Source organism: Bacillus cereus group sp. MYBK216-1, from assembly GCF_051916495.1.
Classification (GTDB): domain Bacteria; phylum Bacillota; class Bacilli; order Bacillales; family Bacillaceae_G; genus Bacillus_A; species Bacillus_A thuringiensis_K.
In genome coordinates this window covers 682,410-695,141 of record NZ_JBQAGT010000004.1, presented here as the reverse complement: position 1 = coordinate 695,141, position 12,732 = coordinate 682,410, and the positions used below count along the sequence as shown (strand labels likewise).

Sequence of the window (12,732 nt, the reverse complement as noted above, 5' to 3'; positions counted from 1 at the left end):
ATAAGGTGTTTTTTATCTCATAATTTTAGAATATATACTACTCATTCACAATAAAAGTATATACATCGTCATAAATACAGCCATTTACCCTTATAACGTACTTCCCGGGTTTACTAAAACTAATTGTGTATTTATTTAGCTGAATTGCTTCTTTATCTCCAGAAAGAACATCAATGCTTCTGCCACTTAATACATATAATTCATTTAGATTCATTGATACATCAATTACATTGAAATTCTCCTCTTTCACTTGCTGTGCTTCCGCAACGCTTACACTTGGTTCTAAAAACAGTAGTCCACTTAATCCAATCGTCCCCGCTAAAGCAACTCCCGCAAACTTTTTAATCTGTTTCATTACAATGACCTCCTTATAGATTTTGCGTAAAGGTGATGTCCCCCTTACACCACAAAGCCTATATGTAATGAAATGAAAAGTAAACGGAGACAGTAAGACAAAATTCTACATCTTTTTCTCATATTGAATATAAATCCAACGTTTGGAGTTTTGACACATTTAAAATTGTTTCCCTAAACCAATTTCCTCATACTTTATTCAAATACTGAATAATTACTTATTGATTTAACATTCTAAAAATAGTTGATAAAGATACTTTCTATTCAAAAAAAGATTTTGCTATAAAGTAACTTTTACAACAAAATCCATGCAACTAATTTTATTCCTCTTTCCATAATCTCTCCACATTCATTAATTGTTCTTCTTTAAACTCCATCTTATATATATCTGGTTTTGACGTATTCATTAAAAATTCAAAACCATATTGTTTATCAAAATAATTTATCATTAATGTCATGACAAGCCCATGTGTACCAATTACAATTTTGCGTCCTTGAAAATCCAATAAGATTTCTTTTAATACTTTCACTACTCTTCTCTGGCAATCTGCATATGACTCTCCTTCCGTTCGTGCAAAGTCCGGATTAGAGAACATCTTCTGTACAAGCGGATACACCTCTTTGTCTGATATAACCTGATCCTCACTTGAAAACATACACTCTTTAAGATTTTCATATACTACTATTTCTTTTTCATGGAAATTAGCTGACCCCTCTATCGTTAACATAGCTCGATTATAAGGACTGGAAATAAAAGTATTAATCCTCTCCGCTTTTAATATGTCAGTTACTGTACGGGCATCCATATGTCCCCTCTCAGTTAACCCGCGCATTCTTTCATTTCCTTCTAGTTTTGGTGATTCACCATGTCTAACCATATAAATATATGTGCTCATAATTTCTCCTTAAAATTTTTTATAAAGTGAAACTTTAATTAGCCCTCACTAATCAGGCTTTTACAGGCAGCCCGCCCCCACCTAACTTCTTTGCTTCCGCTGAATTTTGAGATGGGGCTCTTACTGCCCGGCAAATAGCGAGATAAGTTAATAAATCACGTTCATTTATCCCATTTCAACACTTAGGCGTAATACTAAAATACTTTATAAACTGTGCTGATTTGTTCGTCTAATCCATTCTCCTACTAAACTCTCAAATAATTCAGGCTGCTCAATTTGCAAATTATGCCCTGCCATATCTAACACTGCTAATGTTGCCCTTGGATATTCTTCAATAATTTCTATAATATTTTGATAACCTACTGATATATCTTGTCTTCCAGTCAGTAAAAGAACGGGATTTTCATATTTTTCACGCTGAAAATCCATAGTAAGAGAGTAATTCTTTTGCAACCTTTCAATAAATTCATCATTAGCAACATCTAACCCAGGCTTAATTTCTTCTTTAAATCGCTTATATGTATATTCATTTGCTATTACAGCTAACTCACAAAATTCCTCTCTTTCTGTGGAAGTGAGCGTATTTAAAAATTCCTCATCTTGTACAATTACCTGTTTATCTGGAAGAATCCTTTTTTCTGGCTCCGCTACAACAACAGGACATACTAATAGTAATCCGCTAACTCTCTCAAACATCTTTGCAAGTATACCTTTAGCTAAATAGCCTCCATATGATTCTCCTACCAATAAAAATTTTTCAGTAGAAATGATTTCCTCAATAAATGTGATAAGCACTTCTACTATACGATCTGAACTATTTATCCAATTTGGAGCATTCGATTTTCCCATACCAGGTAAATCAATATATATTCGCTTATAACCTTCATACTTCTGAAATACTGATTCCATACATTTCATCATTAACCTATGGTCAGGGGAGCAGCCATGTATGATAATGACCGGTTTACCCTCTCCCACAATTTCATAGTATATTTCTGCATCTTTAATTCGATATATCATAAGAAACCTCCCTATTTAGTGGTAATACTATCTACTCTGTAAGAATACACGTTCTTATTTTACATCCTTTCTCAACATTTTCATAAATGTTAATTTTCAGATTAAAAATAAAAAGCTCCCCAAAAAAAGATACTCATCATTTTATATGCAATTTTGCATCTCCACTTACAAATCACTAAAAAAACTTTACAATTCAAAGGATGACTAAATATACAATTTCTATTTAAAGTCTTGATGCAGTCTATACTATCAACCGCAATATTTTTTAAACCTTAAGAATACTTACACTCTTTAACACTTTCCTTATAAACATGATTTTTATAAGGAAATCTGATACAATTCTTAAATAATATTATTATGTATAGATATAACGAACATAGTGCATAATTAAAGAAGGTGATTTCATTGAAATTAAATAAAAATTTACAATTATGTATATTAATCGGAACATTAATATGCTATTCAATCTATTTTATGTTTTTCTATCTGTTCCCTACTCATTTTTCAAATTCAGATGTACGCTTCGCTTCACTTGTCGTTGAAGCCATTACATTTGTATCACTGATTTACTCTATATATTCTAAAAAAGTCAGTTCAAATCCGTTTTGGATATGTATTACAATAGCAATTGGTAGTTTTTTATTAGGGAAAATAGTATATACATATCAAGATAGCTTCTTCGAAATTCCAATACATCGTTTTACTATTTCTGATGTATTTTATATGTTTTTTCTATTTTTCTGTCTTATCGCTTTCTGCTATAAAATCTTAAAGGAATGCAATAAATGGGAAAAAGCGTTCTTTATTTGTGATATATGCATAGTGCTTACTTCCATATTTACATTAGAATGGTATTTATTTAATCAACCAAATTTAAATATATTCGCTCTTTCACTAGGAGATGTTTTCCTTTCATTTTTATACCCAATTGCAGATTTATTATTTCTACTGCTAGGTGTTAGTCTCTTTTTCCGTCCAACAATTTTTAATTCCAAACGGAAAATTTATATCTTTATTTTTGTATTAATAAGTTCTGCAACTTTTAACTATATTTATTTTTACTTAAATAACCACTTATCAACTGAAACGATAATATTATTACGTCTTTTATATAGAATACCTATATTACTTATTGCAATAGCTGGCTCTATTTCAGAAGATCATAATAGCCATAAAAATTATTTCCTTGTAAACCCTATAATAGGAAAAAAAGCTTTAGTTGTATTTCCCTATCTTGCTGTTGCAATACTAATCGGGTTTACATTAAAAGAACAAACATCATCTTCAACTCTCATTACAGGAAATTGTATTACTTTTATTTTCGTACTCATTCGTCATTCTATCGTACGTATGCAAAACAATTCCTTAACAAAACGTTTGCAGGCATTTAATGCCCAACTAGAAGAAAAAGTTACTTTACGGACGTCTGATTTAGTTCATAAATCAGAGGCTCTTTCTCAAAAACAGCAAAAGTTTAAATCATTATATGAATATCATCCTGACCCTATCTTCACCATTGATTTAAATGGAATATTCTTAAATGTAAATAAAGCTGGGAGTGTACTACTTGGGGCACCAACGGATGAGTTATTAGGTGAAACTTGTTTTTCGATCATTTTAGATGAAGATAAGCATAAGCTAGCATTGGCATTAGAAAAAGTGAAACAACAAGAATCAGCATTCTTACAACTTAGTTCTCAATATAAAGATGGCTTTACTTATTTTTTATACGTTACAATCATTCCTATTATAATAGACGGACAAATTTCAGGAAGCTATATTATGGTGAAAGATATTACTGCACTAAAAAAACAGCAAGAAGAAATAAAATATTTAGCATTCCATGATACTGTAACGAAAATTGGGAACCGTGCCTTTTTCCATAAGAAATTAAAGAGAGTTATAAAAAATGCTAAAATAACAGAAAGCGAGTTTGCATTATTATATTTAGATTTAGATCGCTTTAAAGCAATTAACGATACACTTGGACATTCGTCAGGAGATTACATATTAGAAGAAGTAGCAAAGCGATTCGAATCATGTCTTCCATCGCATGCTCATCTTTCAAGAATCGGTGGTGATGAATTTACAATCATAATTGAAAACTATACTGACGAAGATTACTTATTCCAATTATGTAACCAATTATTTAAATGCATGAAAAAGTCATTTATCATACATGAGCATAAATTAACTTTATCACTGAGTATCGGCCTCGCTATTTATCCACATTCCGGAATCGATACCGCTACACTTCTGAAAAACGCTAATGTTGCAATGTATGATGCAAAAGCAAAAGAGTTTAACTCTGTCTCTATTTATGACGATGTAATCGCTAAAAAAATTGAAAGACGATTACGATTAGAAAAAGATTTACCAAACGCTCTACAAAATGAAGAATTGTTCCTTTTGTATCAACCTCAAGTTGATAGTGAATCTAATAAAATTATCGGTGCAGAAGCTTTAATTAGGTGGAATCATCCTGAATTAGGTATTATTTCTCCATACGAATTTATTCCGATTGCAGAAGAAACACTACAAATTATTTCAATAGGAAAATGGACATTAGAGCAGGCTTGTAAGCAAATGAAACGTTGGCACGCACTCGGATATTCACATTTAAAAATAGGTGTAAATTTATCTGCTAAAGAATTTGAACAAGAGGATTTTGTAAAATCTATTTCTTCTACTTTAACAAATACTGGTTTACCAGCAAGCTCTCTTGATCTTGAATTAACAGAGCGAATTGCAATGATGGATGAGCGAGAAACATTGATAAAACTGCGTACACTAAAAAGTTTAGGGATTCACATTTCAATCGACGATTTTGGTACAGGTTATTCTTCGCTAGCCTACTTACCTTTATATCCAATTGATACGTTAAAAATCCCGAGAGAATTTATTACAATGTCTGAAACATGTGATGATGGAATGGAAATTATTAAAACAATCATCACATTAGCAAATACATTAGGAATGTCTGTCATTGCTGAAGGTGTAGAAACGAAAGAGCACGTAAATTTCCTTCAAAAAAATAAATGTCAGTTTATTCAAGGTTATTATTACAGTAAACCTATTCATATTCATGCATTTACTGAGCTATTAGAAAACGGCATTCACCCATAGTACATAGCCAATTGAAATAAATAATAATGAATTTGAACAAATATAGTAAAAAGGAAAGAAGATACCTTCTTTCCTTTTGTTTTCCTATTTACATTTCTATTACTTCACCACTTCATTTATTATATCTATTAAATGATGAATCCCCTCATCATTTGTTTTCTTATATCCATTCATGTTTTGAATATATTTATCCTTATTTGTATACAACTTATTTACTGCATGTATAAATGTATTCGTACTTACTTTGTCTTGGAGTATAACTTCCGCATATCCTTGCCGTGAAAAATATTCAGCATTTAAAACTTGATCTCCTCTACTGGAACTGTTAGTTAACGGGATAAGCAACATCGGTTTCTTCAAAAATAACAATTCAGAAATAGCAGTAGAACCCGCTCTTGAAACTACAACACTTGCCATATTTAGTATATGCGGCAACTCATCGCCTATATATTCAAATTGCATATACCCCTCCGTGCCAATAGATGGGTCTATCTTCCCTTTACCACATATATGAATAATATTAAAGTTTAATAGTATTGTATCTAAACATTCCCTTACCATATCATTTATCCACTTAGCACCTTGACTCCCACCCATAATTAATAATACTGGTTTATCTTGCTGAAATTCACAATATCTTCTTCCTCGTAATACATTACCCTTCTCAATTTCTTCCCTTACAATTGGTCCTACATAAACCTTCTTCTCATTATTTACATTTTCTCCTGTCTGAGGAAATGTTGTGCATAGCTTTGTAGCAAAAGGTAATGCTATTTTGTTGGCAAGCCCTAATGTGCTATCTGGTTCACGTATAATTATAGGCACACGATTTAACCATGCTCCTATAGCTACAGGAACTGAAACAAATCCTCCTGCTGAAAAGATAACGTCAGGTTTTGTTTTCTTAATTAAATTATAACTTTGTAAACAACCGCGTATAATTTTAAAAGGATCTTTAAAATTCTCCCAATCCCAATATCTCCTAAGCTTGCCCGTTGAAACACTATTGTATTTAACATTTTGCACTAATGATTTTTCAATTCCATTTTTGGATCCAATATACTCGACTCTCCATCCTTTCTCTATAAATTTAGGAATTAATACAATATTAATCATAACGTGTCCGGCTGTACCGCCCCCAGTAAAAAGAATCGTTTTGCTCATAACTTATACCCACCTTTATTATTAAAAATCTAGCTTTCTCTTTACCTTTTAAATGTAAATAAACTTATTATTTTTTATATAAATCCTTAACTCCACCTCTATATCTTGTAAAAGATCGTTAATGAGTTCATAAAAATCATTTCCATACTCACTACACTCGTATTGAGCAAAGATTTGAATCACATACCTAGTTTCCGTCTCTAATGCTGACTTTATTCGATTAACCCTTTTTTCTTCTACATACGCTTGATATTTATGTATTGCCTCATAAATAAGCAATACATGCGCTTTTTCATCTCTCCAGTCCTGCGTATCAACAATTGAAAGATATAGCGTATTTTGATTATCTATTACTTCATAACCATTCATATATTTCTTACATCCTTTTTTGTTTTTCATTGCATGTAGATGTCACTACATTTCGCATACTCAAGTACATCTTTTAATGATTGATGAAATTCAATTTCTGGGATCCAACCTAACTTTTTTATTTCCTCTATTGCTAAACTCTCATTTGAGTCGCTCCCTTTTTTCTCTGTTTCCTCTATAAAAAAATTTAGCTGTGTTAATTCTTTATATTGTTCTAGTACATCTAATAAAGACCGTTTTACTCCTGATCCGATATTATATTGTTTTCCATTTATTCCATCTCGTAATAACACATGATACGCTTTGACCGCATCACGTACATCTACAAAATCTCTACTATCTTTCAAACTGTTTACTTCGATAATAGCTTTACTTGTACCTGATTCTATCTCTATCATTTTCTTTGCAAGAATCGAACAAATACCATTCGATACTCCTGGACCAATTAAATTTGAGGGCTTTGCAATGATAATATTTGAATCCATTAATCCTCCCCAAGCCTCTGCAATAATGACTTGCATCGTTTTACTTAAACTATATGGATTTGAAATTTTTATTTCGTTCATACTATTTGCTTGCAAAGCAGATCCTATAACTAATGTTCTACAATGCGAGGCTTCTTGCTTAATTGCTTCTAATAAATATAACGTTCCTATTACATTAATCTCTATATATTCAAGGGCAGCTGTCCAAGATTCTATGACCGAATTCCTTCCTGCTAAATGCAATACGTAGTCTGGCTTTATTTGTTTCATCACCTTCATTACTTCGCTCTTATTAGTTAAATTACAAGTAATACCATTTCTAATTTTTTCTCTATGTGCACGATTTTGAAACATAGGAATTACATGAAAGCCCTGCTCTAAAAAATAGTGGCAAGCATGGCGTCCTGTGAAACCATTTGCACCAGTTATCAAAAGGCTCGCATTTTTTTTCATCGCAAAAATCCTCCTTTTAATAGCATTTGTTTCACCTCATGTTTTTCAAGTAAGTCTTGTTGAGAACTAAAACTCTTCACATCCACTAGAGGATAGCTAGAATAATATTCTTGAAGTCCTTCTATAGGAATAGTCGGTAGTACCACAAAATAATTTTGATCAAAACTTATACTTGTTTTACTCTCTACCTCAGATAGAAGCATTTCACTTAATTTTTCACCCGGTCTTATCCCTACCTCTTTTACCTTAATGTTTTCTTTTCCCGAATCTTCAATTAATAATTCTGCTAAATCTGTTATTTTACATGCCGGCATTTTCATAACAAAGATTTCCCCGCCTCTACCTTGAGATACGGCTTTAAATAACAACCCAACAGCATCTTCAACTGTTAAGAAAAATCTAGTCATATTGGCATCGGTAATCCCTACTTGTGAAGATTTTTTAATTTGTTGTTTAAAAAGTGGTACTACACTTCCACTCGTTCCTAAAACATTTCCACCACGAATACAAATGAATTTTGTTTTCTTCGTTTGTATATTCGCATGAACCATTAATTTTTCACCAATTGCTTTTGTCATCCCATACGTATTTGATGGATCAGCTGCTTTATCCGTTGAAACATATATAACTTTTTCAACTTGCATCTGTATAGAGGCTTCAATTACATTTTGCGTACCATGTATATTGGTTTTTATAGCTTCATAAGGATAATACTCACATACTGGAACATGTTTTAAAGCTGCAAGATGGAACACATAATGTACATCTTGGCAAGCATAGACTAGTTGATCTTTATCACGAATATCTCCAATAATAAATTTTAACCTATCATCATTTATAAACTGTTGCTGCATTTCAAACTGAACCGTTTCATTTCTTGAAAAAACTCTAATTTCTTTCGGTGATTTTTCTAATAGTTGTTTTATAAGTTCATGCCCCCACGAACCTGTCCCACCAGTAATTAAAATTATTTTATTTAACATTCTTTTTCCTCCTACGAAACATCTCAATTTAAATAATATTTATTGAATTATTTTCAATTGATTCAAATCATAATCGTCGTTTGTTACATTTAATTGACAAAATAAAAAAACAGAAACTATTAAACATAGTTTCTGTTTTTCATTTCATCTCACAACAGTAAGATTTTTTATACGGTTTTCATGATAAATAAATTCCTTGTAAAAAACACCGCTCATTTATTTCTTATACTCGTAATAAAATAAATAGAATGATTCATAGCCAATAATCATGTTTAAATTTATGAAAAAGGGAGGTAACGGAATGGATCTAAGCAATTCAAATCATACATATAACGGACCTTCCAAAGCACTGCCCCTCTCCCTATTCGACGTAAAAAATGAATTAAAACAAAAAAGCAAGCTTATTCCTTCTGACACCATGTATAAATTAACGAAAGAAGAACAACTCATCATCAACAAAATAAAAATACAAACAGAACAACTAAATAAAAATAATGTTACAAGAACACGCGCATACTACCAATTTTACATTCAATATCCAGAAATACATTGGGCACTGCTTGGACATATGGTATCACGTAACGGCGGTTGGAATATGACTGATTTAAAGGGCGATTTATATACGAGAATTTTATCAGAAAAAGATCAATTCATATTTTTTTCTTTTTTAGAAAGAGGGAATTGGCTTATTTTCCAAGATGTATATCCTCAATTTTTACTTTACGAACAAAGTGTAAAGAGATCACAAAAGTTATTTCACCTTCTTTCTCACCTAAATGTTTCTACATTTATGGAAACGATGTGGAACCATTTTTGGAAAACAGGTAACAAAAAAACTTTAGCGATTGCAACTATTATTAATGAACAAAACTACTTAGAAAAAAGAGTGATTCAAAATGGACAATTTAAAAAGACTGTACTAAATAGTATTGGATTTAAACTCTTTGATTTCTTTCAGTTTAATCATATCCTTTTCCCATTCTACGAAAATGATAAGAAACAAAAAGTATTACTATTTGGTGATACAATGAAACATTTCACTTCCTTACATGAACGGATATTAATTGGAAAAAGATTGTACTCATTATTATTTCGAGATACACATATTTTATCTCAAATAATAAGCTGGGCTCAACACCATCCGCATACAGGATCTAGGAAAGATTACTGGCCCCATTTATTTTCGAGTGTAAATGAATCTTTTTCCCGTGAGTTTTATAAGCGCCGAATAAAGAAATGCCAGTTACGAAATGATGCTTATCGCATATACAGCCCTGCACTCATCTATGCATGGCGAGATATGAAGCATGAAGAAGTTGACAATAAAGATTGGTTTACTGATTGGCAAGTTGTAAATTACTTAGTTGATAAGGAGGAAAATATAAATGGACAAATTACAGAAGACTACTGCAAAACACTCGAAAAAATTGAACTCGCCATTCTCGCAAAGAAAAATGTCCTCCTCCGAGAAGAAGAATGAGTTTCTAGCATTAGTAGTTACAACCTTTCTCTCTTCTATTATTGGAACTTGCTTAGATGCCTTTTTTGTTAATAAACAAATATATTCCTTTCCGGCTAGGCCCTTCTCATCCACATTTTCGGTTAATATAGCTTTTACATTGTTCGTACTGCCGATTTTAACAGTTATCTTTATACACATTTCAAAAAAATTATCTAAGGTTTCTAGAATTTTATTTATTATTTCAATCGGTATTTGTGCTAGCCTTTTTGAGCAGATTGCTGAAAGTTTAGGTTTATTTGTACATAGTGCGAATTGGAACCATACATATTCTTTATTTGGTTATATGATTTTTCATTCTTTTATTTGGAACGTATATAATTGGATAAAAAAATAAAGAGACCATTATAGGTCCCTTCTTAAGCATACTCTTCCGTTATTGCTAATGGTGCCAATGTTTGAAGGCTTTTAGAGCGTAAACGATAGGCAACGACTTTCTTCTTATATTGCTTAATGACATCAACATGTTCCTCATAGCTATATAGAGAAAATCTAATCTCTTTATTCCCTTTCTTCGTATCAATGACTATTGGTATCCCTTCTCCGTGCGGTGGGAAATAATGTTTATCTAAAAACAAAGCCTCATTAAATTCATGAATAACTTGTAGTTTCATTTCTCCCTCTATATTTTTTCCATCTATCGATATAGAAGTATTTTCCGCCTCAAGCTTTTGATGCAATTCAAATTTACTAATAATTGATTCTACAACAGAAGTGGGCATGCTAGAAACTAATACTTTAATAGCTCCAAAAACAAATAATGTAACTATAAACCATGTTGTCATTGTTATCATCTCCATTACATTTAAAAAATAAATTTCGTTCCATACGGTATTAGTATACTAATGAGTATGCCAGTTACAATCACATATCCATATTATGAAATCTCATTTAGCGTGTCGGCAAACCGTTTAATTCCAATTTGAATTTGTTCTATATTCGCTCTACCAAACGTAAATCGTATATATTCATTTTTCGAACCTAAAACACTGCCCGGAACAAATGCGACACCATTCCGTATAGATTTACCTAATAAGTTATATTCATCAAACTTTCCTTTCACTTTACACCATACATGTATTCCACCCTCTGGCGCGAAACATTCAACTCGGTCTCCCAATGTTCCTTCAAGCTCTGCAATTAATTCATCTCTTCTTTGCTTCAATTGTCCACGAAGTATCGTAATGTGTGTATGGAAATCCTTTGATTCTAAAAACTGATTTGCTACCCACTGCGTAAATACACTATGGCCAAAATCAACTTGTTGCTTTGCATCTGCTAAACGCTCAATTACGCGCGTAGGACCAATTATCCAGCCAATACGTAATCCTGATGCAACAATTTTTGATAATGAACTTATATAAAGAACATTCCCATTTTGATCCATTGATTTTAATGTCGGATTCACTTCTCCATTAAATGAAGTTAAACTATACGGATCATCTTCTACAATAGGTATACCAAATTCAGAAGACAGTTCTAAAATCTTTTTACGTCTCGCTAATGAAAGCACAGTACCTGTTGGATTTTGATAATCTGGATTCAAAAATACCATACGAATGCGATGCTTTTTGTGCAAATCGATTAAGTCATCTGGATTCATTCCATGCTCATCAACAAGTAAATGAAATATGTTTAAACCGGCCGATTTAAACATTGGAAGCGAAAAACAATACGAAGGATCTTCAATCGCGATCGCATCGCCAGGTTTTAATAAACATTGAACGATAAGATTAAGCGCCTGTTGTGCTCCAGACGTAATAAGAATAGAGCTTGAATCTGCTTCAATTTGTTTATATTGCTGAACATGTGCTGAAATTGTTTTTCTCAACATCTCATTTCCAAGTGGATGGTCATAACCGAGGTTTTCCATAAATGTTTTCTCTGACAAAATTGTTCGAAATCTATCACTTGGAATTAATTCTGGTGACAGTTCACCACTTGCTAAATTAATTAAATCATCTTTTTGTGTTTCCGTTCGAATTTGTTGAACGAGTGGTACGTTAGGTAAGAATGATCCGTCCTCCACGTACCTACCCCAGTTCGGTATTCGTTTATGTGAGACACCCCATATGTCTGTATTGACCCGTGTTCCGCTTCCCTTTTGCCGTTCTACTACTCCAAGTGATTTTAATTCTTCATACGCAGCTACTATTGTACTCCGGTTCACCTGTAATTCCTTTGCTAACATACGCTCAGAAGGTAACTTACTATCAGAAGGAAATTCACCTGAAGAAATGCCTCTTTCAATATAATCAGCAATTTGTTTATATACAGGTGTCTTATCTGCACGATTTGGTTTCCATTCCATCTAGTTCCCTCCTTTCAAAACGAACTATCCTCATTTTTTACTAACAGTATTC

Annotated in this window: 12 protein-coding genes; 3 read left to right on the top strand and 9 right to left on the bottom strand. The window is 32.2% G+C overall.

Features of this window, described 5'->3' with window-relative positions; all coding sequences use genetic code 11:
* Positions 1 to 37: 37 nt before the first annotated feature.
* From ACTFRH_RS18095 to ACTFRH_RS18085, 3 genes are all read right to left on the bottom strand, one after another.
* Positions 38 to 355: a hypothetical protein gene (locus tag ACTFRH_RS18095; RefSeq protein WP_000809491.1), complete on the bottom strand. Its 318-nt coding sequence runs from the start codon at positions 353 to 355 to the stop codon at positions 38 to 40.
* A gap of 319 nt (positions 356 to 674) precedes the next feature.
* On the bottom strand, positions 675 to 1,250 hold the full coding sequence (locus ACTFRH_RS18090) for a histidine phosphatase family protein (protein ID WP_000109186.1): 576 nt from the start codon (positions 1,248 to 1,250) through the stop codon (positions 675 to 677).
* Between the two features lie 204 nt (positions 1,251 to 1,454).
* Entirely contained in the window at positions 1,455 to 2,270 is an 816-nt protein-coding gene (locus ACTFRH_RS18085; RefSeq protein ID WP_000640342.1) for an alpha/beta fold hydrolase, read from the bottom strand.
* Between the two features lie 405 nt (positions 2,271 to 2,675).
* On the opposite strand from ACTFRH_RS18085, the gene ACTFRH_RS18080 reads away from it, so the two are divergent.
* A complete protein-coding gene (locus ACTFRH_RS18080; protein ID WP_000773554.1) occupies positions 2,676 to 5,396 on the top strand; it encodes a putative bifunctional diguanylate cyclase/phosphodiesterase in 2,721 nt (906 codons plus the stop codon).
* Positions 5,397 to 5,495: 99 nt separating this feature from the next.
* Here the strand turns inward: ACTFRH_RS18080 and ACTFRH_RS18075 are convergent, their stop codons facing one another.
* From ACTFRH_RS18075 to ACTFRH_RS18060, 4 genes are read right to left on the bottom strand one after another with little or no spacing between them, the layout of a single operon-like run.
* On the bottom strand, positions 5,496 to 6,560 hold the full coding sequence (locus ACTFRH_RS18075) for an undecaprenyldiphospho-muramoylpentapeptide beta-N-acetylglucosaminyltransferase (RefSeq protein WP_000047557.1): 1,065 nt from the start codon (positions 6,558 to 6,560) through the stop codon (positions 5,496 to 5,498).
* A gap of 48 nt (positions 6,561 to 6,608) precedes the next feature.
* Complete coding sequence (locus tag ACTFRH_RS18070; RefSeq protein WP_074593605.1) at positions 6,609 to 6,959, bottom strand: DUF6572 domain-containing protein; 351 nt, start codon at positions 6,957 to 6,959, stop codon at positions 6,609 to 6,611.
* On the bottom strand, positions 6,956 to 7,867 hold the full coding sequence (locus tag ACTFRH_RS18065; RefSeq protein WP_000739081.1) for an NAD-dependent epimerase/dehydratase family protein: 912 nt from the start codon (positions 7,865 to 7,867) through the stop codon (positions 6,956 to 6,958). Before ACTFRH_RS18065 ends, ACTFRH_RS18070 begins: the two co-directional genes overlap by 4 nt.
* A complete protein-coding gene (locus ACTFRH_RS18060) occupies positions 7,864 to 8,850 on the bottom strand; it encodes a UDP-N-acetylglucosamine 4,6-dehydratase family protein (protein WP_000932600.1) in 987 nt (328 codons plus the stop codon). The genes ACTFRH_RS18065 and ACTFRH_RS18060 overlap by 4 nt, the downstream gene beginning before the upstream one ends.
* A gap of 301 nt (positions 8,851 to 9,151) precedes the next feature.
* Here ACTFRH_RS18060 and ACTFRH_RS18055 point away from each other — a divergent pair, with 301 nt between their 5' ends.
* Together ACTFRH_RS18055 and ACTFRH_RS18050 are read left to right on the top strand one after the other, a co-directional pair.
* Positions 9,152 to 10,330 (top strand): DUF2515 domain-containing protein, encoded by a 1,179-nt coding sequence (locus tag ACTFRH_RS18055; RefSeq protein WP_000366099.1) that lies wholly within the window; start codon positions 9,152 to 9,154, stop codon positions 10,328 to 10,330.
* Positions 10,305 to 10,706, top strand: coding sequence for a CBO0543 family protein (locus ACTFRH_RS18050; RefSeq protein ID WP_033672769.1), 402 nt, complete (start codon positions 10,305 to 10,307; stop codon positions 10,704 to 10,706). The genes ACTFRH_RS18055 and ACTFRH_RS18050 overlap by 26 nt, the downstream gene beginning before the upstream one ends.
* Positions 10,707 to 10,728: 22 nt before the next feature.
* On the opposite strand, the gene ACTFRH_RS18045 is transcribed toward ACTFRH_RS18050, so the two are convergent.
* Together ACTFRH_RS18045 and pdxR are read right to left on the bottom strand one after the other, a co-directional pair.
* On the bottom strand, positions 10,729 to 11,154 hold the full coding sequence (locus ACTFRH_RS18045) for a YfmQ family protein (RefSeq protein WP_000214631.1): 426 nt from the start codon (positions 11,152 to 11,154) through the stop codon (positions 10,729 to 10,731).
* Between the two features lie 92 nt (positions 11,155 to 11,246).
* Positions 11,247 to 12,680: a MocR-like pyridoxine biosynthesis transcription factor PdxR gene (gene pdxR / locus ACTFRH_RS18040; RefSeq protein ID WP_000454970.1), complete on the bottom strand. Its 1,434-nt coding sequence runs from the start codon at positions 12,678 to 12,680 to the stop codon at positions 11,247 to 11,249.
* Positions 12,681 to 12,732 lie beyond the last annotated feature (52 nt).